The 21407-nt window shown below is 68.5% G+C and carries 24 protein-coding genes; 7 read left to right on the plus strand and 17 right to left on the minus strand.

The features are described 5' to 3' along the window. Nucleotides 1–20 precede the first annotated feature (20 nt). The 3 genes from JYG37_RS06485 to JYG37_RS06495 all read right to left on the minus strand — a co-directional run bounded on the left by JYG37_RS06485 (nucleotide 21) and on the right by JYG37_RS06495 (nucleotide 2066). Nucleotides 21–563, minus strand: coding sequence for a chromate transporter (locus JYG37_RS06485; RefSeq protein WP_050011630.1), 543 nt, complete (start codon nucleotides 561–563; stop codon nucleotides 21–23). Further along, nucleotides 560–1171: a chromate transporter gene (locus JYG37_RS06490; RefSeq protein WP_124629854.1), complete on the minus strand. Its 612-nt coding sequence runs from the start codon at nucleotides 1169–1171 to the stop codon at nucleotides 560–562. Before JYG37_RS06490 ends, JYG37_RS06485 begins: the two co-directional genes overlap by 4 nt. Nucleotides 1172–1310: 139 nt before the next feature. Continuing rightward, the gene (locus tag JYG37_RS06495) at nucleotides 1311–2066 is read right to left on the minus strand and encodes a DeoR/GlpR family DNA-binding transcription regulator (RefSeq protein ID WP_124637780.1); all 756 of its coding nucleotides are present in this window, start codon (nucleotides 2064–2066) and stop codon (nucleotides 1311–1313) included. Nucleotides 2067–2147: 81 nt separating this feature from the next. Here JYG37_RS06495 and JYG37_RS06500 point away from each other — a divergent pair, with 81 nt between their 5' ends. The 3 genes from JYG37_RS06500 (at nucleotide 2148) to JYG37_RS06510 (ending at nucleotide 4177) form a co-directional block, all read left to right on the plus strand. Continuing rightward, a complete protein-coding gene (locus JYG37_RS06500; RefSeq protein ID WP_089488230.1) occupies nucleotides 2148–2747 on the plus strand; it encodes an NUDIX domain-containing protein in 600 nt (199 codons plus the stop codon). Continuing rightward, the gene (locus JYG37_RS06505; protein ID WP_124637781.1) at nucleotides 2744–3124 is read left to right on the plus strand and encodes a DUF4406 domain-containing protein; all 381 of its coding nucleotides are present in this window, start codon (nucleotides 2744–2746) and stop codon (nucleotides 3122–3124) included. Before JYG37_RS06500 ends, JYG37_RS06505 begins: the two co-directional genes overlap by 4 nt. 183 nt (nucleotides 3125–3307) lie before the next feature. Continuing rightward, nucleotides 3308–4177 (plus strand): SIR2 family NAD-dependent protein deacylase, encoded by an 870-nt coding sequence (locus JYG37_RS06510; RefSeq protein WP_213345951.1) that lies wholly within the window; start codon nucleotides 3308–3310, stop codon nucleotides 4175–4177. Between the two features lie 37 nt (nucleotides 4178–4214). Here the strand turns inward: JYG37_RS06510 and JYG37_RS06515 are convergent, their stop codons facing one another. After that, on the minus strand, nucleotides 4215–5426 hold the full coding sequence (locus tag JYG37_RS06515; RefSeq protein ID WP_213345952.1) for a S53 family peptidase: 1212 nt from the start codon (nucleotides 5424–5426) through the stop codon (nucleotides 4215–4217). Between the two features lie 416 nt (nucleotides 5427–5842). Here JYG37_RS06515 and crcB point away from each other — a divergent pair, with 416 nt between their 5' ends. After that, nucleotides 5843–6229, plus strand: a complete 387-nt coding sequence (crcB, locus tag JYG37_RS06520; protein ID WP_050011623.1) for a fluoride efflux transporter CrcB — start codon at nucleotides 5843–5845, stop codon at nucleotides 6227–6229. Nucleotides 6230–6252: 23 nt separating this feature from the next. After that, nucleotides 6253–6603, plus strand: coding sequence for a DUF190 domain-containing protein (locus tag JYG37_RS06525; RefSeq protein WP_050011622.1), 351 nt, complete (start codon nucleotides 6253–6255; stop codon nucleotides 6601–6603). 13 nt (nucleotides 6604–6616) lie between these two features. Here JYG37_RS06525 and JYG37_RS06530 read toward each other — a convergent pair whose 3' ends face one another. Next, nucleotides 6617–7180, minus strand: coding sequence for a YggT family protein (locus tag JYG37_RS06530; RefSeq protein WP_006488584.1), 564 nt, complete (start codon nucleotides 7178–7180; stop codon nucleotides 6617–6619). A gap of 75 nt (nucleotides 7181–7255) precedes the next feature. Next, the gene (locus JYG37_RS06535; RefSeq protein WP_213345953.1) at nucleotides 7256–8197 is read right to left on the minus strand and encodes a Rossmann-like and DUF2520 domain-containing protein; all 942 of its coding nucleotides are present in this window, start codon (nucleotides 8195–8197) and stop codon (nucleotides 7256–7258) included. A 513-nt stretch (nucleotides 8198–8710) separates the two neighbouring features. On the opposite strand from JYG37_RS06535, the gene JYG37_RS06540 reads away from it, so the two are divergent. Continuing rightward, on the plus strand, nucleotides 8711–9019 hold the full coding sequence (locus JYG37_RS06540; protein ID WP_050011620.1) for a hypothetical protein: 309 nt from the start codon (nucleotides 8711–8713) through the stop codon (nucleotides 9017–9019). Between the two features lie 121 nt (nucleotides 9020–9140). On the opposite strand, the gene JYG37_RS06545 is transcribed toward JYG37_RS06540, so the two are convergent. Together JYG37_RS06545 and JYG37_RS06550 are read right to left on the minus strand one after the other, a co-directional pair. After that, the gene (locus tag JYG37_RS06545) at nucleotides 9141–9809 is read right to left on the minus strand and encodes a LysE family translocator (RefSeq protein ID WP_050011619.1); all 669 of its coding nucleotides are present in this window, start codon (nucleotides 9807–9809) and stop codon (nucleotides 9141–9143) included. 58 nt (nucleotides 9810–9867) lie between these two features. Further along, nucleotides 9868–11424 (minus strand): UbiD family decarboxylase, encoded by a 1557-nt coding sequence (locus JYG37_RS06550; protein WP_050011618.1) that lies wholly within the window; start codon nucleotides 11422–11424, stop codon nucleotides 9868–9870. A gap of 597 nt (nucleotides 11425–12021) precedes the next feature. Between JYG37_RS06550 and JYG37_RS06555 the strand changes: the two genes are divergently transcribed. Continuing rightward, the gene (locus tag JYG37_RS06555; protein ID WP_050011617.1) at nucleotides 12022–13155 is read left to right on the plus strand and encodes a transglycosylase SLT domain-containing protein; all 1134 of its coding nucleotides are present in this window, start codon (nucleotides 12022–12024) and stop codon (nucleotides 13153–13155) included. Between the two features lie 117 nt (nucleotides 13156–13272). On the opposite strand, the gene JYG37_RS06560 is transcribed toward JYG37_RS06555, so the two are convergent. From JYG37_RS06560 to JYG37_RS06600, 9 genes are all read right to left on the minus strand, one after another. Continuing rightward, the gene (locus tag JYG37_RS06560; RefSeq protein ID WP_050011616.1) at nucleotides 13273–14469 is read right to left on the minus strand and encodes a pyridoxal phosphate-dependent aminotransferase; all 1197 of its coding nucleotides are present in this window, start codon (nucleotides 14467–14469) and stop codon (nucleotides 13273–13275) included. 69 nt (nucleotides 14470–14538) lie between these two features. Next, nucleotides 14539–14976, minus strand: a complete 438-nt coding sequence (gene nusB / locus JYG37_RS06565; protein ID WP_050011615.1) for a transcription antitermination factor NusB — start codon at nucleotides 14974–14976, stop codon at nucleotides 14539–14541. Further along, nucleotides 14973–15488: a 6,7-dimethyl-8-ribityllumazine synthase gene (gene ribH, locus JYG37_RS06570; RefSeq protein ID WP_006476661.1), complete on the minus strand. Its 516-nt coding sequence runs from the start codon at nucleotides 15486–15488 to the stop codon at nucleotides 14973–14975. Before ribH ends, nusB begins: the two co-directional genes overlap by 4 nt. A gap of 53 nt (nucleotides 15489–15541) precedes the next feature. Next, nucleotides 15542–16684, minus strand: a complete 1143-nt coding sequence (ribBA, locus tag JYG37_RS06575) for a bifunctional 3,4-dihydroxy-2-butanone-4-phosphate synthase/GTP cyclohydrolase II (protein WP_050011614.1) — start codon at nucleotides 16682–16684, stop codon at nucleotides 15542–15544. Between the two features lie 157 nt (nucleotides 16685–16841). Continuing rightward, entirely contained in the window at nucleotides 16842–17360 is a 519-nt protein-coding gene (locus JYG37_RS06580) for a DUF1993 domain-containing protein (protein ID WP_124629859.1), read from the minus strand. Between the two features lie 315 nt (nucleotides 17361–17675). Further along, the gene (locus JYG37_RS06585) at nucleotides 17676–18305 is read right to left on the minus strand and encodes a riboflavin synthase (protein ID WP_213345954.1); all 630 of its coding nucleotides are present in this window, start codon (nucleotides 18303–18305) and stop codon (nucleotides 17676–17678) included. A gap of 14 nt (nucleotides 18306–18319) precedes the next feature. Then, nucleotides 18320–19441 (minus strand): bifunctional diaminohydroxyphosphoribosylaminopyrimidine deaminase/5-amino-6-(5-phosphoribosylamino)uracil reductase RibD, encoded by a 1122-nt coding sequence (gene ribD, locus JYG37_RS06590; protein WP_213345955.1) that lies wholly within the window; start codon nucleotides 19439–19441, stop codon nucleotides 18320–18322. A gap of 15 nt (nucleotides 19442–19456) precedes the next feature. Continuing rightward, nucleotides 19457–20740, minus strand: a complete 1284-nt coding sequence (gene hemL / locus JYG37_RS06595) for a glutamate-1-semialdehyde 2,1-aminomutase (RefSeq protein WP_050011610.1) — start codon at nucleotides 20738–20740, stop codon at nucleotides 19457–19459. A 180-nt stretch (nucleotides 20741–20920) separates the two neighbouring features. Then, nucleotides 20921–21373, minus strand: a complete 453-nt coding sequence (locus tag JYG37_RS06600) for a hypothetical protein (RefSeq protein WP_012328082.1) — start codon at nucleotides 21371–21373, stop codon at nucleotides 20921–20923. Between the last annotated feature and the right edge of the window lie 34 nt (nucleotides 21374–21407).

The raw sequence follows: 21407 nt of genomic DNA on the forward strand, positions 1-21407 counted from the left end.
GCGAAGGCGGTGGCGCCGTGCTACGTCCCCCCGAGCGCACGCAAGCCGACGAGCAGCAGCGCGCCGATCGCGATCAGCAGTAGCGCATGAACGCGCGTGTAGATCACGCACAGTGTCGACGCCACCGCGATCGCGCGGGCGGCCCAGCCGCCGTCGAGCGCCTGCACCAGCACCCACACCGATGCGAGGATCATGCCGGCCGCGACCGGGCGCAGGCCGGCTTCGAGCGCGATCTGCCAGCGCGCGCCCCGGTGCCGTCGCCACAGGTGCGCGACGCCGTAGATCAGGAACGCGGTCGGGCCGAACAGCGCGAGCGTCGCGATCACCGCGCCCCAGAAACCGGCCACCTGCCAGCCGATCAGCGTCGCCAGCAGCGAGCCGGGGCCAGGCGCCATCCGTGCGATCGCGAAGTCGTTCACGAATTGTGTTGCGCTCATCCAGTGATGCACGTCGACGACCTGCCGCTGGATATCCGCGATGACCGCCTGCCCGCCGCCGATCGTCGCAATCGACAGCGGCGCGAACACGCCGAACAGTGCTGCGTAACGTGCGGACGCATTCATCGCGCGTCGCTCCCGACCGGCGCGGCGGCCGCACGACGGTATTCGAGCGCGACGCTCAGCGTGCCGCCGATCAGCACGGTCCACACGAGCGGCCAGTGCAGCACCGCAACCGACACGAAGGTGAGCGTCATGACCGCGAACGGCAGCACGCGGCGCGGCAGCCGGCGCACCGCGGTAATCGCCATCGAGATCGACAGCCCGATCGCCGCGGCCGCCGCACCGGCGAGCGCGACGTGCGTGAGCGGAAAGCGCGCGAGCGTCGAGAACGCGACGCCGAACAGCACGATCAGCACGGCCGGCGGCGCGATGATGCCGATGAAGCCGGCCACCGCGCCGCGCCATCCGGCGAGCCGGTAGCCGATCCAGATCGCGAGGTTCTTCACGTTGACGCCCGGTAACGCCTGCGACAGCGCGAGACCGTTGAGGAACGCCTCTTCGTCGAGCCAGCGTCGCTCGTGGACGAAATCGCGCATCATCCGCCCGCTGAGCCCGCCGCCGAAGCTAGTCAGGCCGATCTGCGCGAACGCGATGAACAGCGCGAGGATGCCCGGCGGCGGTGCGTCGCCGGCGGGCGGTGCCGAGGGCGTCGTGGAGGAGGGCGAGGGCATCGGGCGGTTGGCACGTGGCGATCGGGCGATCGCCCATGTTAGCAAGCGGCGCCTGTCAGCACGCTGACATCGACTCGGGTGCCTGCGCGACGACACTTCGCAACCGAGCCGGCAAGCGCGAATACCAACGCCCCGCGCGCTACGCGCGCACCACCGTCACACCCGCGGCCTCGATCGGCTTCGTCAGCGCGGCGTCGGTTTCCTTTTCGACGACGACCGTCTGCGCCAGCGTGATGTCGCCGATCACGAACTGCGATGCCGCGCGCAATTTCGACTGCGACGCGAGCACGACCGTCTCGGCCGCGCGTTCGGCCAGCGCGCGCTTGATCGCCGCTTCCTCGAAATCGCCGGTGCTCAGGCCGGCGACCGGATGCACGCCCGTGACGCCCATGAAATACAGATCCGCATGAATGCGCGCGATGCCTTCCATCGCCGCCGCACCGACCGCGACGATCGAATGCTTGTAGAGCCGCCCGCCGATCAGGATCACGTCGATCGACGGATGCGCGGCGAGCGCCACCGCGACGCTCGGGCTGTGCGTGACGATCGTCGCGCGCAGGTCGGCCGGCAACTGGCTGACGAGCAGCGCCGAGGTCGTGCCGCCATCGACGATCGCCACCTGCCCGGGCGCGATCATCTGCGCGGCCCGCCGTGCGATGCGCCGCTTCTCCGTGGTTTCGAGCGTCTCGCGCTGCGCGAACGGCGCGACGGCCGGCGACGCCGGCAGCGCGCCGCCATGCACGCGCTGCAACAGCCCCTCGGCCGCGAGTTCCCGCAGGTCGCGGCGCACCGTGTCTTCGGACACGCCGAATTGCACGCTCAGCTCGGCGGCCAGCACCTGGCCGTCGCGCGCGAGCGCGTCGAGGATCGCCTTCTTGCGTTGCGTCGTCAGCATCGTGTTTGCACGAAAATTCTTGAAATTGCACGAATATGCACGTTACCATGGGCGCCGTCCTTTGTCGAACCGGAGGCTGCAATGGCTGCAACGCGGGAGCGGGTGCGCATCGTCGATACGACGGTGCTGTCCGACGACTGGTATGTGCTGCGCAAGGTGACGTTCGATTTCCTGCGCCGCGACGGCACGTGGCAGCGCCTGAGCCGCGAGACCTACGACCGCGGCAACGGCGCGACGATCCTGCTGCGTCATGCCGAAACGGGCGACGTGCTGCTGACGCGCCAGTTCCGGATGCCGGCGTTCGTGAGCGGACACGACGGCATGCTGCTCGAAGCGGCCGCCGGCCTGCTCGACGACGAAACGCCCGAGGCGCGCATCCGCGCAGAGGCCGAGGAGGAGACCGGCTATCGCGTGCGCGGCGTGCGCAAGGTGTTCGAGGCGTTCATGAGCCCGGGTTCCGTGACGGAGAAGCTGCATTTCTTCGTCGGCGAATACGATGCGTCGCTGCGCACCGGCGCGGGCGGCGGCGTCGCGGAAGAGGGCGAGGATCTGGAGGTCGTCGAGATGCCGCTGCGGGCGGCGCTGGACGCGGTCGAGCGCGGCGAGATCGTCGACGCGAAGACGATCATGCTGCTGCAGTACGTCGCGCTGCGGGAAACCGCCGGCGCACGCGCCGCATGACGCCGCGGCTCGTGCTGATCGCCGGCCCGTATCGCAGCGGCACGGACGGCGACCCCGCGCGCATCGCCGCGAACCTGCACCGGCTGGAAGCGGCGGCGCTCGCCGTGTATCGCCGCGGGCACGTGCCGATGATCGGCGAATGGGTGTCGTTGCCGCTCGCGGCCGCGGCCGGGTCGACGCAACTGGGCGGCGCGATCGGCGAAACGTTCCTGTATCCGGCCGCGCACCGGCTGCTGCGACGCTGCGATGCGGTACTGCGCATCGATGGTGCGTCGCGCGGGGCGGATGCGGACGTCGCGCTCGCGCGGCAACTCGGCAAGCCGGTCTATTTCGCGGTCGACGAGATCCCGGTTGCACACGACGAATCGGCTCACTGAGCAAGCATGGGCGCCGCGTCGCGGTATCGCCGGTGCGGCGCTTGCGGACGGCGGGCCATTGCATTGCCGGTCGCCGCACGTGCGCCGCGCTACACAGTTGCGTCGCCGATGCGGCGCGACGCCCGAACCGGCGTATGATCGCCACGCCACTCGCGCAACGTTCGACGCCACCGCTTTCCCATCATGCCGCTTTCCGGTCCCGCAGATCTCGCCGACTCCGCCGCCGCGCCGCTTCCTGCCGAGCTCGTCGCGTCCGCCGTCGCCGCACTCGCGCGTGCCGATGCATTGCTCGTCACGGCCGGCGCGGGCATCGGCGTCGATTCCGGACTGCCCGATTTTCGCGGCACGGACGGTTTCTGGCGCGCGTATCCGGCGCTGCGCCACGAGCGTTTCGAATTCCACGAGATCGCGTCGCCGCACGCGTTTCGTGCGCGTGCGGCGCTCGCGTGGGGCTTCTACGGGCACCGTCTCGCGCTCTACCGCGCGACGGCGCCGCATGCGGGCTTCGCGATCCTGCGCCGCTGGATCGACGCGATGCCGAACGGCGGCTTCGTGCTGACGAGCAACGTCGACGGCCAGTTCCAGAAGGCCGGCTTCGATCCGGCGCGCATCGTCGAGATCCACGGTTCGATTCATGCGATGCAGTGCCTGCGCCCGTGCACGGACGCCACGTGGGACGCGGCGCCGTTCGTGCCGGAGGTCGACGAAGCGGCGTGCCGCCTCGTGGGCGACATGCCGCGCTGCCCGCACTGCGGCGGTCTCGCGCGGCCCAACATCCTGATGTTCGGCGACACCGGCTGGCTCGGTGCGCGCTACGACGCGCAGGAACGCGTGCTCGAAGAGTGGATTGCGCAGGCCGGGCGCGTCGCCGTGGTGGAGATCGGCGCGGGCACCGCGATTCCGACCGTGCGCTTGCTGAGCGAACGGCTCGGCGCCGACGTGATTCGCATCAATGCGCGCGACGCGCATGCGCGCCGGGCGGACGTGATCGGGCTGAAGGGCGGTGCGCTGGCGACGCTGAACGCGCTCGACCGCGCGTGGCGCGGCGGCTGAACCGCGCGCCACGAGGCGACCGACCGGGGCCGCGCGATTACGGCCGCGCGACGAGCGCCTGCACGAGCGCCGGCGCGATCGGCGAACCGAGGCCCGTCACGTAGTCGTAGCCGCCCGCCGCGTTGCAGACGCTGCCGCAATTGCCGTTGGATCCGGTCGTCACGTCGTGGAAGTCGCTGCCGTACGCGGTTTTGCCGACCGCATAGAGCGTGTCGTAGGCGCCGCTCAACGATGCCTTGCCGGCCGCCGTGCGCAGCGAATTCGCGATCGCGACGAGCGCCGCCCATTGCGGCGCGCCCGCGCTCGTGCCGCCGACCTGGAACCAGCCGGCCTGCCCCTGATAGGTGACCGAGTCGTACACCGCGAAACCGCTGGACGGATTCGCGTCGTAACTGACATCCGGCACGCCGCGCTTGCCGGCCACCGGAATCGGCCACGCGGTCTGGCCGGCCGGCTCGGCCTCGACGCTGCTCACACCGCCGCCGCTGCCGCTCCACGCCGTCTCGCCGATGTAATTGCCGGCCGTATCGGACGACAGCGTCGTGCCGCCGACGGACACCACGTAAGGCGACGCGGCCGGGTATTCGGTGCCGGTGCCGCTGTCGCCGGACGACGCGACGAACGTCACGCCCGGTACGTTGAAGTGGCTGTCGAAGCCGGTCTCGCTGCTGAATTCGTTGCCGCCGAAACTCATCGACACGACCGACGCGCCGCGCTTGACCGCGACGTCGACCGCGGCCATCAGGTCGCTGAAGCTGGCCGATGCCGCCTCGACGAGCACGATCTTCGCCTTCGGCGCGATCGCATGCACCCATTCGACGTCGAGCGAGATCTCGAGCGACCAGCCTGCATTGGGCTTGGGCCGCGCACCGTGGGCATACACCTTGGTGAAACAGCCGTTCGACGACGTGCAGGCCGGCAGCGAGAACGCAGTGCTGAACACGCCGAGATCGGCTTCGATCTTCGGGTCGTCGTACGCGTCGACGATCGCGACGACCATCCCGTCGCCCTGGTTCGCGATCGCGTCGAACCCGTAGGCATGCCGCGCGAGCGCCGGCGTGAGGCCGGCGATCGTGGCGGTGCTTGCGCGTGGCTTCGTGTGGAACGGCGGGCGCGCGAATCCTTTCGGTGCGCGGTTGCCTTCGACGTAGGACGGCGGCCCGTTGCCGTCGGCGAGCGCGACGCCCGACGCGAGCAGCGACGCGCACAGCGCCGGGATCAACATGGATGACAGGCGGATATTGTTCATTTTTCGAGTCTCCATGTCGATGGAGTAGGGTGGCGAAACAATTCTACGAAATCGACGACGATAACGACATCGAATATCGACTGGATACGGGAATGTCTGATAAGGGAAAGTACGTGGAACCTCGATGGGACAAGCGTTGTGCAGGGTTAACCTGTGCGCACGATCGAACTGCTTTATCGGTTTTTAAACAGCTGATAAATAATCGGCAAATTAAAAATCGGTTTGTAATGTCGGATGTAATTGTCCGGTAAATATCCACGACGGCGCGCGCAGGGAAATCGTGAAACGCGTCATGCGAACGCGACACGCTCCGCCGTCTGCCTGCACGGCCCGTCGGCATTGCCGGCGCGGCGCGATTCCGCATACAGTTCAGCGTAGCCGCGTGCGCCGCGTGGCGTCGTCCGTGAGAGGTGCCCTTGTTCTATTCGATCGTCGCGATCTTCGTCGGCGCCGGCCTCGGCGCGTTGCTGCGCTGGTTCCTGAGTCTCGCGCTCAACGCGGTCTTTCCCGCGGTGCCGCTCGGCACGCTCGTGTCGAACCTGCTCGGCGGCTACGTGATCGGCATGGCCGCCGTCGTATTCACCGTTCGCGTCGGGTTGCCGCCCGAATGGCGGCTATTCGTGATCACGGGCTTTCTCGGCGGCCTCACGACGTTCTCGACCTATTCGGTCGAAGTGATGACGCACGCGCTCGACGGCGAATTCGGATGGGCGTTGGCGGTGGCTGTCCTACACTTGACTGGATCGTTCGCGCTGACGGCGCTCGGCATGTGGACCGCGCGCGCGTGGCTCGCGGCGGCCTGAGCGGGCCGCCATCGGAGGGAGCGATGGACAGGGTCTTTTTGCGCTTCTACGTGCACGAGCAGCACCGGCTGCACTGGAAGCCGCTGTGGGAATGGCTGCTGGAAGAGGCGAACCGGATGGGCGTCGCGGGCGGTTCCGCGTTTCGCGCGATGGCCGGTTTCGGCCAGCATCGCGTGCTGCACGAGGATCGCTTCTTCGAACTGCAGGGTTCGCTCGCGATCGAGGTCGAATTCGTCGTCACCGAGGACGAAGCGCAGCGGCTGCTCGAGCGGCTGTCGCACGAGAAAGTGCGCGTGTGCTACGCGATGATGCCCGCGCAGTTCGGCGTGATCGACACGCTCGGCGCACCGCCGGCGCAGGGGCCGGCAGCGTAGGTGTCGCGCCGGATCAGATGCCGAACATCGTCAGCGACACGGCGGCGCGCGTGACGATCATCAGCAGCACCTGCACGATCACGAACAGCAGGATCGGCGACAGGTCGATGCCGCCGAGGTTCGGAATCACGCGGCGCAGCGGGTTCAGGAACGGCGCGGTGAGCTGGTAGAGGATCGGCATTGCCGGCGAGCGCGGGTTGAGCCACGACAGCAGCGCCATCAGGATCGTCATCCAGATCACGAGGTTGAGCGCCCACTTCACGACGGTGAGCAGCGCGACCACGACGAGCGTCGCGATCACGGCGGCCGGATCGAAGCCGGCCATCACGACCATCAGCACGACATAGACGAGCGCGGTGAGCAGTGCGGCGACGACGCTGGCCCAGTCGATGCCGCGTACGCCCGCGATCACGCGGCGCAGCGGCAGCACGAGCCAGTTGGTCGCCTGCAGCACGGCTTGCGTGACGGGGTTGTACGGCGGCACGCGGACGGCCTGCATCCAGACGCGCAGAATCAGCGCGGCGCCGAATAGCGTGAAGACGGTATTGAGCAGAAAACGGGCGATCTCGCCGAACATCGTTGGCATCCTTTTTATACAGTCAGTAGCGTGCGGCCGCCAACGCCGGTTGGCGGCGCATCGGCCGACACCTTATCACGCCTCGTCGCGCGACGGGGAGGGGGGCGCGGCGGGGTGGGCGGCCATCCGCGCCAGCGAGGTTTCGACGGCTTCGGCCAGCGCCGGCAGCGACGCCGGGGGCGTCGCACGCTTCGCCGCGAGCGCGACCGCGCGGCGCGTCAGCAGCGCATACAGCGCCGCGTGATCGCCGCCGCGCGCTTCGAGCAGCGCGAGCTGACGCTCGACGATGGCCGTGTCGCCGCGCGATACCGGCCCGGCCAGCGCATTCGCGAGCCCCTTGTCGCGTGCGGTCTCGATCGTGCCGGCGAGCATCGGCAACAGCGCGCGCAGCGCGGCGTCCTCGTCGAAACCGAGGCCGCGCCACAGCTCGACCGCTTCCGACAGCCCACACAGCGCGAAGCTCGCCGCGTAGTGGGCGGCCGCGTGATACAGCATCCGGCCGCCGGCCGGAATCGACAGCGGATGACAGCCGAGTGCGGCGGCAAGTCGCAGCAGCGTCGCGTGCAGCGCACCGTCCGCTTCGATCGTGACCGAGCAGCCGTCGATGCGTGCGAGGTCGGCGTCGGTGCCGCCGAACAGATAGAGCGGATGGAAGCCGCCGGTGGCCGCGCCTTGCTGCTTCGCCGGATCGAGCAGCGCGACCGGCGATGCGCCGCTGCAATGGACGACCGCCTGGCCGGCCGCGCGCGATGCGTCGAAGCGCAGCGCCGCGGCGCTCGACGCGAGATGATCGTCGGGCGTGGTCAGGAAGATCAGCTCGGCGGCGTCGACCACCTGCTGCGGGTTATCGACCGCGCGGCAACCGGCGATGCGCGCGGCGAGGCCGGCGGCCGACGCGGGCGTGCGGCTCGCGATCGCGACGACGGGGAAGCCGGCCTGCGCGAAACGCTGCGCGACACACCGCGCGAGGCGGCCGGCGCCGATGAAGCCGAGGCGGGGTGTGTCGGGAAGCGGCATGGCGGCGGATGTCAGCAAAAACGAAGCAACCGCCAGTATCGCAGGAATGACGGCCATTTCGCGGAAGGCCGGCTGCGGGGCTGCCGCGTGTATGAATTACCGGTAGGCAGTGAGGCCGATGCGCGGCCGGCGTCCGCCACCGCGGCGAATCAGGGGCGCGGAATCCGACCCCTAAACACCGCGCCGCTGCATTCGGCCTGGAATGTCGGCATGTTGTCTCGAATTTGTAATCGTTCATTACGTACGCGTGCCCGCTGCGCCCGCCGGATCCGGTAAGACTGACCGGTCGGCGTGCCGCGACCCGATCCCTCGGACGGAATCGCGCGACCGGCAAGGAACGCGGCCCATGTCGGGCGCCGCGCCGGACGGCCGCTGCGGCCGCGTGCAATTGCAATTTGCAACAAATGGACGATACGCGCGGGGCGGGTTTTCGCTACATTGCTTCCATGCGACGTGCATGCCCGCCGTTGCCGACAGGAGCGCCTAAAATACCGCTCCAGCAGGAGAATCGAAGTGAAAAAGCTCATTCCGTTCATCGCCGCCGCCGCGCTGGGCCTGGGTGCCGCGAGCGCCGCGCAGGCTCACGTGTCGATCGGGGTCGGCATCGGCATCCCGGTCGCACCCGCTTACCCCGTCTACGCACCGCCGCCGCCCGTGTACTACGCGCCGCCGCCTCCGCCCGTGTACTACGCGCCGGCGCCGGCCTACTACGCGCCGCCGCCCGCGGTGGTCGTCGGCGGCTACGGTGGTGGCTACTACGGTCGCCCGTACTGGCGCCATGGTTACGGCGGCTGGGGCCATCATGGCTACTGGCGTCGCTGATTCGTCCCGCGCGGCCTGACCGCGCGCGGCAAAACGGCGCAACGTCCCGCGAGGGGCGCTGCGCCGTTTTTCATTGGGGCTCACATGTGGCGCGGTGGCCGGCGCGGCAGCGCGACCGCGATTACGCCGCGTGTACGATCAGGTCGCGGTAGCCGCCGACGATCACGCTGTACGAGAAGTACGCGAACAGCAGCGCCGATGCGACGTGGCACGCACGCATCAGCCCGGCGCCCGCGCGCTTGCGGCCCTGGCTCGCGAGCGTGCACATGAACAGCGTCCACGCGAGGCCGCCGAGGAAAAAGCCCGACAGGAACACCGACGCGGTGGCCGGCGTGGTCGCACCGGCTTTCGCGATCAGCGCGCCGCCGACCGCCGCGAACCACAGGATCGCGCTGGGCGACGACATCGCGAGCAGCATCCCGCGCAGAAAGCTGCGTCGTGCGCTCGCTCGCGGCGGAGGTGCATCGTCCGCGTCGTCGTCGGCCGACTTCGCGGGCGTCAACGCTTCGCGCGCCATCTTCCACGTGAGGAACAGCAGCACCGCGCCGCCGCCGATCCACACGATCCAGCGCACCGGTTCGAACTGCAGCAGCACGGCCATCCCCGCGAGCGCGAGCGCCGCGTAGACGAGATCGCCGACGCACGACCCGACGCCGAGCCAGAAGCCCGGCCGGAAGCCGTGCGACAGCGTGAGCGACAGCATCGCGACGTTCACGAGGCCGATGTCGAGACACAACGACAGCGACAGAAAGAATCCGTCGGACAGCATGGAGGCGGGCGGAAAGCTCATCTTCTGGGTGCGTGCGGCAAGTGCGATGCGCGGGCCGGCGTGCGCCGGCCGCGTGGCGTCAGAGGCCGATCTCCTGCCATAGCCGGTCGACGCGCGCCTTCACGGCCGCGTCCATCTCGATCGGGCGACCCCATTCGCGGCTCGTTTCGCCCGGCCACTTGTTGGTCGCGTCGAGCCCCATCTTCGAGCCGAGTCCGGCCACCGGCGATGCGAAGTCGAGATAGTCGATCGGCGTGCTGTCGACCATCACCGTGTCGCGCACGGGGTCGACGCGCGTCGTGATCGCCCAGATCACTTCTTTCCAGTCGCGGATGTTCACGTCCTCGTCGACGACCACGATGAACTTCGTATACATGAACTGCCGCAGGAAGCTCCACACGCCGAACATCACGCGCTTCGCATGGCCCGCGTAGCTCTTCTTCATCTGGACGATGGCCATCCGGTAGCTGCAGCCTTCGGGCGGCAGGTAGAAGTCGGTGATTTCCGTGAACTGCTTCTGCAGCAGCGGCACGAACACCTCGTTCAGCGCGACGCCGAGCACCGCGGGCTCGTCGGGCGGCTTGCCCGTGTAGGTCGAATGGTAGATCGCGTCGCGGCGCATCGTGATGCGCTCGACGGTGAACACCGGAAACCACTCCTGCTCGTTGTAATAGCCGGTATGGTCGCCGTACGGCCCTTCGAGCGCGTGCTCGTATGCGGCCGCCGCATGGCCGGCCGGGCGCGGCGGCGCGCCGGCCGGAGCGGGGCCGGGTGCGCCTTCCTGCGGATGAATGAAGCCTTCGAGCACGATCTCCGCGCGCGCGGGCACCTGCAGCGTGTCGACACCGGGCGTCAGGCACTTCGCGAGCTCCGTGCGGCTGCCGCGCAGCAGGCCGGCGAACTGATATTCGGACAGCGAATCGGGCACCGGCGTCACCGCGCCGAGCGTCGTGGCCGGATCGGCGCCGAGTACGACCGCGACCGGATATGGCTTGCCCGGGTTCTGCAGCGCGAATTCGCGGAAGTCGAGCGCGCCGCCGCGATGCGCGAGCCAGCGCATGATCAGCTTGTTGCGGCCGATCAACTGCTGACGGTAGATGCCGAGGTTCTGGCGGGACTTGTTCGGCCCGCGCGTGACCGTCAGGCCCCACGTGACGAGCGGCCCCGCATCGCCGGGCCAGCAGGTCTGGATCGGCAGCTTGTTCAGATCGACGTCGGCGCCTTCCCAGACGATCTCCTGGCACGGCGGCGACGACACCGACTTCGGCGCCATGTCCCACACCGCCTTCGCGAGCGACAGCAGCTTGCCGGCGTCCTTCAGGCTCTTCGGCGGATCGGGTTCCTTCAGCGCGGACAGCAGGCGCCCGAGGTCGCGCAGCGAGCCGAGCGCGGCATCGTCGCCCGCATCGACGCCCATCCCGAGCGCGACGCGGCGCGGCGTGCCGAACAGGTTGCCGAGCACCGGGAACGCATGGCCGGGCGGCGCGTTGAACAGCAGCGCGGGTCCGCCGGCGCGCAGCACGCGGTCGCACAGCTCGGTCATTTCGAGCACGGGCGACACGGGCTGCGTGACGCGCCGCAGCTCGCCGAGCGCCTCGAGGCGCTGAATGAAATCGCGTAAGTCTTTGTATTTCATGAAGAAGGTCCGAGCCACCCGCAGGGACGGGCAGCGATGGGCGGGGCAGCGGCTGGCTACGACCCCGAATCGACCGACGATTTTACCCCGGGCAGCCGCGCGACCGCCCCGGCGAAGAAAAAGTCGACCGCGCGCAAACCCCCTACGGCACGGGGATTGCGTTCTGAAGAGGGGTTTTAAATTACTTTTTGTTATAGATTTGAGTTTTTATAGTGTTGACGATCTATAAAACCCTGCTAGAATCCGCTCACATTGGCTGCAGGGTAAAAGGCTTCGAGCCGCCAATCACCGATCTTTGACGCAGCGCGTCACCGTCCGCCGAATCCTGCACGGCGTCTTCGACGGCTTATGTCGTAGTCCCAGCCAGCGCCACCAGACGCTGGTTTTTTGCGTGGGTGCCACCGCGTATGCCCGCCTCGCCCAGTGTGCGAAGGCGCCGGCCTTCTTACACCGTGGCCTCGAACGGTACTTATACCGTTTCCCCGATGCTTGCGCGTCCCAACCAAGGCGTGCGGCGTCGTGATTCCGCGGCGCGTTTTCTGTCTCGCCATCGAGCTGAGCGAGCCGCACGAGTCATGTTCATGGGAGATGATCTGAATGAACGCTTGGTTATCGTGGCGTCCCACTGAGCAGCATGCGCAAATCGTGCGCAACTTGCTGCGTCGCGGGACGCGTGTCAGTCACCATCTATTCAGCGTTGTCGGCTGTTTCGCTGTCGCGGTTGCGCTTGCACTGTGGCTGCTGCCAACCGTCCGCGGCACGCTCGCCGCGAAGCTGATGCCGGTCGTGTCCGCGGCCGTGCAGGCCGGTCCGGCCCGTCTGCTGTCCGGCCATCCGCTGCCGAACTTCGCGCCCGCTGGCGCGCAGCCGCAGCAGGAAGACACGCCCGAAGCGGATGCGCTTGCGGTCGGCCTCGATGTCGCGCCGGAAACCGCCGCTCAGGGCGCTCAAGGCGCCCAGGGCGATGCGTCCGACCCGGCCCGCAACGGCCCGTCGCCGGTCGCACTGGCCAAGCTGATTCCGATTCAGCGCGTGGCGGCCGATGCCCGCGACGATCGCGCGCTCGCGTCGAACCGCGAACAGGCGCTCGTCGCGACCTATCTGTCGCGCCGTTACCGCGTCGCGCAGGAGCCGCTCGGCCAGCTCGTCAAGGCCGCGTTCCAGACCGGTCGCGACGTCGGCCTCGATCCGCTGCTGCTGCTGTCCGTGATGGCGATCGAATCGGGTTTCAACCCGTACGCCGAGAGCGGCGTCGGCGCGAAGGGGCTGATGCAGGTGATGTCGAAGGTTCACTCCGACAAGTTCGAGTATTTCGGCGGCACCGACACCGCGCTGCAACCGCTCGCGAACCTGCAGGTCGGCGCCCTGGTGCTGAAGGACTGCATCGCCCGCGGCGGCTCGCTCGCGAGCGGCCTGCGCCTGTACAACGGCTCGACGAACCCCGACGACAACGGCTACGGCTCGAAGGTGATGGCCGAACGCGGCCGCCTGCGCGACGTCGCGCGTGGCCGCAGCGTGCCGATCAACGCGCCGCAGGCGCCCGCGCAACCCGCGAAGCCGATCGTCACCGCAGCCGTGACGGCCGCGGCAGGCGGCGCGAAGCGCGTGCATGCGACGCTCGACGGCACGACGTCGGTCAAGGCGGCGCCGAAGGAAGCGGCGTCGCAGGACGATGCGAGCGTCGATACCGCGAAGCAGTCGCACGGCGATCGTTCGGAGCTCGGCGCGTAACGCGTCACGCGCTCCGTGCGGCTCCGGCCGGCAGGACATGAAAAAGGCACCCGATTCGGGTGCCTTTTTCTATTGGGCGGTGCCTGAAGCGGCCGGTGCGCCTGCCGTGGCGTCAGATCAGTGCTGGCCGAACAGCGTCGCGAGCCGGTCGACGGCCTCTTCGAGCCGCGAGTAGGCGGTCGCATAGGACAGGCGGATATAGTCGCGCGGCGCATGGACACCGAAGTCCATGCCCGGCACCAGCACCACGCCCGCGTCGTGCAGCATCGCCTGCGTGAGCGCGGCGCTGTCGCCGGCCGCCGGGTGGGCGACGCCGCCGCAATGCGCATACACGTAGAACGCACCGTCCGGCATCACCGGCACCGTGAAGCCGAGCCGCTCGAGCGCCGGTGCGATGAAATCGCGGCGGCGCTTGAATTCGTGCCGGCGTGTTTCGTAGATGTCGAGCGTCGCGGGTTCGAAACAAGCAAGTGCCGCATGTTGCGCGAGCGCGGACGGGCAGATGAACAGGTTCTGCGACAGCTTCTCGAACGTGCCGACGAGCGCGGGCGGTACGACGAGCCAGCCGAGCCGCCAGCCCGTCATGCTGAAATATTTCGAGAAGCTGTTCACGGTGATCACGTCGTCGCCGAACGACAGCGCCGACACGGGCGCGGCATCGTAGCTGAGCCCCTGGTAGATCTCGTCGACGATCGTGAAGCCGCCACGCGCGCGCACCGCTTCGACAATCCGCTTCAGTTCGTCCGGTTCGAGCGACGTGCCGGTCGGGTTCGACGGCGACGCGAGCAGCACGCCGCGCGTGCGGTCGTTCCAGTGCGTGCGGACGTCGTTTTCGGTGAGCTGGAAGCGCGCGTCCGGGCCGCTCGGCACGAGCACCGGGCGACCTTCGGCCGCCGCGACGAAGTGCCGGTTGCACGGGTACGACGGGTCGGGCATCAGCACTTCGTCGTCGCGGCCGACCAGCGCGAGGCACGCGAGCAGCAGCGCGGCCGATGCGCCGGCCGTGACGACGATCCGCTCGGGGGCGATCGCGAGGCCGTACGCGCGCGCGTAGTGCGCGGCGATCGCCTCGCGCAGCGGCGCGATGCCGAGCGCGCTCGTGTACTGCGTAACGCCACGGCGCAGCGCGGCCGCGGCGGCCTCGACGACGGGCTCCGGCGCGGTGAAATCCGGCTCGCCGATGCCCATGTGGATAACATCGCGCCCCAAGGACTCGAGCCGCTGTGCCTCCTTCATCAGTTCCATCACGTAGAAGGGCTGGATCGCGTCGACGCGTGCGGCGAGCGTGACGAGCGAATCGGCGGTGGTATTCATCGGCGGGCAGGGCGGAGGGGAAAAGAATGAAAAACGGGCGCTTGCGCGCCCGTGGACAAGCAAACGGTATCAGCCGTTGCGACGCGCCTGCGTTTCGGCGGGGCGCAGCTTCGCGGCCAGCTTGTCGAGCACGCCGTTCACGTACTTGTAGCCGTCGGAGCCGCCGAACGTCTTCGCGAGTTCGACGGCTTCGTTGATGATCACGCGGTACGGCGTTTCGACATGGTGCGTGAGTTCGAACGTCGCGATCAGCAGCACCGCGCGTTCGACCGGCGACAGCTGATCGATCGGACGGTCCAGCGACGGCGTCAGCGCTTCGACGAGCGTCGCATGCTCGCGGATCACGCCGTGCAGGATCGCTTCGAGCAGTTCCTTGTCAGCCTTGTCGTAACCGAGCGCGCCGCGCAGTTGCGCGTCGATCTCGCCGGAGGGCGCGTTCGACAGCAGCCACTGATACAGGCCCTGCGTCGCCAGCTCGCGCGATTGTCGGCGGGCGCTCTTCTTCATGCGCGCTCCTCTTCGTCGTCTTCGTCTTCTTCTTCGTCCTCGTCGTCGCCGAGCTGGTCGAGCGCCATCGTCAGGTTCGCCATCTCGACGGCGACGCGCGCGGCGTCACGACCCTTTTCGGTCATGCGCGCGACGGCCTGCTCGTCGTTTTCGGTCGTCAGGACCGCGTTCGCGATCGGCAGGTTGAAGTCGAGGCCGATGCGGGTGATGCCCGCGCCGCTCTCGTTCGACACGAGTTCGAAATGGTAGGTCTCGCCGCGGATCACCGCGCCGAGCGCGATCAGTGCGTCGAACTGGCCGCTTTCGGCGAGCTTCTGCAGCGCGAGCGGGATTTCCAGCGCGCCGGGCACCGACACGAGCAGCACGTCTTCACCGGTGACGCCGAGGCGTTCCAGTTCCTCGACGCACGCGTCGGCGAGGCCGTTGCACACGGGTTCGTTGAAGCGCGATTGCACGATGCCGATACGCAGGCCGTCGCCTTCGAGATTCGGTTGGTATTGTCCGATTTCCATGATCTGGTCCGTGGTGTGGATGAACGGTTATAGGGCGAAAGCGCCGTGGCGGGTTACGCGTGGGACGCCGGGCAGGACGTGGCTTCGCCGCCGGGCATCGGAATGAAGCCCGTGACTTCGAGGCCGTAGCCGGACATGCTGCCCAGCTTGCGCGGATTCGACAGCACCTGCATCTTGCCGACGCCGACATCGCGCAGAATCTGCGCGCCGATGCCGAACGTCTTGAAATCGACCGGCCGGCGCTTGAGCGCAGCGGCCTTTTCTTCCTCGTCGAACGCCTTGAAGACGTCGATCAGGTGTTCCTTCGTATCGCCGCAGTTGAGCAGCACGATCACGCCGAGGTCGCGTGCCGCGATCTCGCGCATCGCCGCGTCGAGCGTCCACGAGTGGGTCGACACGCCCGTCTCGAGCAGGTCGAGCACCGACAGCGGCTCGTGCACGCGCGCCGGCGTATCGACGTCGGGCGACGGCGTGCCGCGCACCAGCGCGATGTGCGGCGAGCCGCTCGGCTGGTCGCGGTACAGCACCGCGCGGAACGTGCCGTGCGCGGTCTGCATCGTGCGCTCGGCGATCCGCTCGATGATCGATTCGGTGCGGCTGCGATACTGGATCAGATCGGCGATCGTGCCGATCTTCAGGTCGTGTTCCTTCGCGAACTCGAGCAGGTCCGGCAGGCGCGCCATCGTGCCGTCGTCCTTGATGACCTCGCAGATGACCGCGGCCGGCGTCAGCCCGGCGAGCGCGGTGAAGTCGCAGCCGGCCTCGGTATGGCCGGCGCGCACGAGCACGCCGCCCGGCTGCGCCATGATCGGGAACACGTGGCCCGGCTGCACGATGTGTTCGGGGCGCACGTCGTGCGCGACCGCCGTGGCGATCGTGTGCGCACGGTCGGCGGCCGAGATGCCGGTCGTCACGCCTTCGGCCGCTTCGATGCTGACCGTGAACGCGGTGCCGTACTGCGTGCCGTTGCGATAGGTCATCAGCGGCAGGTGAAGCTGCTTGCAGCGTTCCTGCGTCAACGTCAGACAAATCAGGCCGCGGCCGTACTTGGCCATGAAGTTGATCGCTTCCGGCGTGACGAATTCGGCGGCGATCACGAGGTCGCCCTCGTTTTCGCGGTCTTCTTCGTCGACCAGGATCACCATCCGGCCGGCTTTCAGCTCGGCGATGATGTCGAGCGTGGAGGCGAGCGTCATAAGGGGGCGAGAAAGAGGAAAGTGCGTATTTTACGCCAGCCGGACGGCGTTTCGGCTGGCGCGGGCCGCGCGGGGCCGGCGAGCACTCCGGAAAGCGCCGCGGACGGCCTGCGCGCGGGTGCGGACGGTTGCGGGCCGGGCATGGCCCGGCCGCACGTCACGCGTGCTCGTTGCGCCCGCCGAGGTAGTCGAGCTTGCCGAGTTCGACGCCGCTGTGGCGCAGGATGTCGTACGCGGTCGTCACGTGGAAGAAGAAATTGGGCAGCACGAAGTTCAGCAAATACGACTGGCCGGTGAACTCGATCGGGCCGACGCGCATCTTCAGCACGATCTGGCGCGCCTCGCTGCCGTCGATCTGCGCGGCGTCGAAGCTCTTCAGGTAGTCGATCGTCTTCTGGATGCGCGCATGCAGTTCGTCGAAGGTCTGCTCGACATCCGGGTAGCTCGGGATCTCGGCGCCGGCGAGCCGCGCGGCGCAGCCCTTGGCCGTGTCGGTCGCGATGTAGACCTGGCGGACGAGCGGGAGCATGTCCGGGTAGAGGCGTGCGCCGATGAATACCGATGGATCGATCTGCTTTTCGGCCGCATGGGCCTGCGCCTTGCCGAGGATGTGCTGCAGGTTGATGAGGCCGCGGATCAGGACGGGCAGCGAAGCCTGGTACATCGAGATGGACATGGGGACGACTCCAATGGGAAGAGTGGCGGCCGCGACGCGGCGCGTCGTACGTGGCGGCATGGAAACCGCTGTCGACGCATCTTAGCGCGGCGGCATGACCCGTGCGCGTCGTTGGCTGTTCGGCCAGGTGTCGGCCGGCCGGACGGGCATCGAGCGAACGCGATCACGATGCTGTCGCTTCGGACCGCCGACGGGGTGGCCCGGCACGAAGCAGGGCGGGAGCAACGCTCGGCGGAGCGACGGGGCTGCGGCGACGCCTAGGCAACGAGGCCGAACCGTCAGCCGTCATTTCATATATGGGACGGCGTTGCCCGATCAGTCCTGATGCACGCCCTGCGACGCCGACAGCATCCGCTCCACATACCGCGCGATCATGTCGACTTCAAGATTGACCTTGTCGCCAACCTTCACGTGACGCAGCGTCGTGACCTCGACCGTATGCGGAATGAGATTGATCGAGAATTCGCACCCGTCCGCGCGGTCGTCGACCGTATTGACGGTCAGGCTCACGCCGTTCATCGTGATCGAGCCCTTGTACGCGAGATAGCGGCCGAGTTCGCGTGGCGCGACGATCCGCAGTTCATGCGACTCGCCGACCGGCGCGAAGCGCGTGACGGTACCGAGGCCGTCCACATGGCCCGACACGATATGCCCGCCGAGGCGATCGTGCGCGCGCAGCGCCTTCTCGAGGTTCACTTCGCCGGGCTGCGCGAGGCCGACCGTCCGGTTCAGGCTTTCGCGCGACACGTCGACGTCGAAGGTGGCGTCGGTCTTTTCGATCACCGTCATGCACGCGCCCTGGATCGCGATGCTGTCGCCGAGCGCGACATCGGCCAGGTCGAGCCCGCCGGCCTGCACGGTCAGGCGCACGCCGGCATCGGCCGACGTGCCGAGCGGGGCGATCGTTTCGATGCGGCCGACGGCCGCGACAATTCCGGTAAACATCGTGACGATTCCGTTCAGTGAGAGGCGTCGGGCGGCGCGAAGCGCGCGAGGATCCGCAGGTCGTCGCCGACCCGCTCGAATCCGTGGAACGACAGCCGCGTACGCGCGTCGAGGTTCGCCGGCGCGGCGAGGTCGAACATGCCGGCCGCATCGGCGCCCAGCAGGCTCGGCGCGAGGTAGACGAGCAATTCGTCGACGCACTGCTCGCGCAGCAGCGAGCCGTTCAGCTTGTGGCCGGCCTCGACGTGCAGCTCGTTGACGCCGCGCGCGCCAAGCGCCGCCAGCATCGCGGGCAGGTCGACCTTGCCTTGCGCATTCGCGATCGGCACGATTTCCGCACCACGCGCCTTCAGCACGTTCGCGCGCACCTCGCCGGCGGCGTCGAGCCGGCCGCAGAAGATCAGCAGCGGCGCGCCTTCGAGCAGCCGCGCGTCGAGCGGCAGGTCGAGGCGGCTGTCCACCAGGATGCGCTGTGGCTGGCGCGGCGTGTCGATGCCGCGCACGGTCAGCAGTGGGTTGTCTTCACGCACGGTGCCGATGCCGGTGAGGATCGCGCAGGCGCGCGCCCGCCATGCATGCCCGTCGAGGCGCGCGGCCTCGCCGGTGATCCACTGGCTTTCGCCGGACGGCAGCGCGGTGCGGCCGTCGAGCGACGCGGCGGTCTTCATCCGCACCCACGGGCGGCCGCGTGTCATCCGCGACACGAAGCCGATGTTCAGTTCGCCGGCTTCGTGCGCGAGCAGCCCGCAGCGCACGTCGATGCCCGCGTCGCGCAGCATGCCGAGGCCGCGCCCCGACACCTGCGGGTTCGGGTCTTCCATCGCGGCGACGACCTTCGCGACACGCGCTTCAATCAGCGCGTTCGCGCACGGCGGCGTGCGGCCAAAGTGGCTGCACGGCTCGAGCGTCACGTAGACGGTCGAACCGGCGACGTCGTAGCCGCGTGCGCGTGCATCTTTCAGCGCCTGCACTTCCGCGTGATCCTGGCCGGCCGGCTGCGTGAAGCCTTCGCCGATCACGTCGCCGTCCTTGACGATCACGCAGCCCACGCGCGGATTCGGCGCGGTCGTGTACATGCCGCGCGCCGCGAGCGCGAGCGCGCGCTGCATGTGGGCGAAATCGGTATCCGAGAACATGCGCGCGGCCCCGGGTCAGGCAGCGAGTGCCGCGAACGCGCGGCGTGCGGCCGCGAGCGTCGCGTCGATCACCGCGTCGTCGTGCGTGCTCGACACGAAGCCGGCTTCGTACGCGGACGGCGCGAAGTACACGCCCTCGTCGAGCATCAGGTGGAAGAAGCGGTTGAAGCGCTCGGTGTCGCTCTTCGTGACTTCCGCGAAGCTGGTCGGCACGCGCTCGGCGAAGTACAGGCCGAACATCGCGCCGATCGAGTCGGCCGCGAACGGCACGCCGGCCGCGCGCGCTTCGGCCGCGAGGCCGTCGGCGAGCCGCTTCGTCTGCGCGGTGAGCGCGTCGTAGAAGCCGGGCGCCTGGATCAGTTGCAGCGTCTTCAGGCCCGCGGCGACCGCGATCGGGTTGCCCGACAGCGTGCCGGCCTGGTAGACGCCGCCGAGCGGCGCGAGGTGGGCCATGATGTCGCGGCGGCCGCCGAACGCGGCAGCCGGCATCCCGCCGCCGATCACCTTGCCGAGGCAGGTGAGGTCGGCCGCGATGCCGTAGTGCGCCTGCGCGCCGCCGAGCGCGACGCGGAACCCGCACATCACCTCGTCGAAGATCAGCACGGCGCCGTGCTTCGTGCACAGCGCGCGCAGCGTGTTCAGGAATTCGGGCGTGCCGCGTACGAGGTTCATGTTGCCGGCGACCGGCTCGACGATCACCGCGGCGATTTCGTCGCCGAACGCGCCGAACGCTTCTTCCAGCGCGGCGACGTTGTTGTATTCGAGGACGGTCGTGTGTTTCGCGATGTCGGCGGGCACGCCGGCCGACGTCGGGTTGCCGAACGTCAGCAGGCCCGAGCCGGCCTTGACCAGCAGGCTGTCCGCGTGGCCGTGGTAGCAGCCCTCGAACTTGACGATGCGGCTGCGGCCCGTGAAGCCGCGCGCGAGACGCAGCGCGCTCATCGTGGCCTCGGTGCCGCTCGACACCATCCGCACCTGCTCGATCGACGGCACGAGCTTGCAGATTTCCTCGGCGATCTCGATCTCGGCTTCGGTCGGCGCGCCGAACGAGAAGCCATCGGCGAGCACGTTTTGCACGGCCGACAGCACTTCGGGATGGACGTGGCCGACGATCATCGGGCCCCACGAGCCGATGTAGTCGATGTACTGCTTGCCGTCGGCATCCCAGAAATACGGGCCTTGCGCGCGCGCGACGAAACGCGGCGTGCCGCCGACCGAACGGAACGCGCGCACCGGCGAGTTGACGCCGCCGGGAATGGTCTTCTGGGCGCGTTCGAAGAGGATCTGATTGTTGGACATGAGCGAAACCTGCGAGAGAAGGGCGCGGGGGCCAGTGCACGGGCCGCGGCGCCTGGGCGGAACGATCGTCTGATTGTACCGGAGACACGCGCGGCAGGCCCGCCGGGCGGTCTGCGGCCTTTCGGCGCGCGAAAGGGACGCCTAAGCGGGAAGGCGGCCCCGATTCGAGCCGGTTTCCGCCTATCGCGGCGGCTTGCGCTTGCCGGTCAGTTCGGCCCAGCGCTTTTCGAGCGGACCTTCGACCATCGGCTTGATCGACGTGCCGGAACTCTGCGCGTCCCACGTCTGTACCGAGTACGGATGCACGCGCAGCGCGTCACGCGGAATCACGACGTCCTGATGCGCGTCGACGAGCCAGTCGTACACGAAGTCGATGCACAGCCGGTAGCCGCGCTTGGTCGACGGATCGGGCACCTCGTACGGCGCGCGCGTCACGTAGCCGGAGCCGAACACACCTTTCGGTTCCTTCGCGACGCGGTGCAGGAACACGCGGTCGCCCGGCAGGATGCCGCGCGCGAAGCCGCAGCCCCACACGTCATGCACGGCCTCGCCGGCCTTCACGCGCGCGGCGACGTCGGGCAGCTCGGGCCATGGCCATTTCTTGGGGCTCCAGATCAGCAGGAAAGCGGTCATCGGTTCGGTCGTATGTCGAATGGGTCAGACAAGA

Origin of the sequence: Burkholderia sp. LAS2 (assembly GCF_018417615.1) — a bacterium.
GTDB classification, from domain to species: Bacteria; Pseudomonadota; Gammaproteobacteria; order Burkholderiales; family Burkholderiaceae; genus Burkholderia; species Burkholderia sola.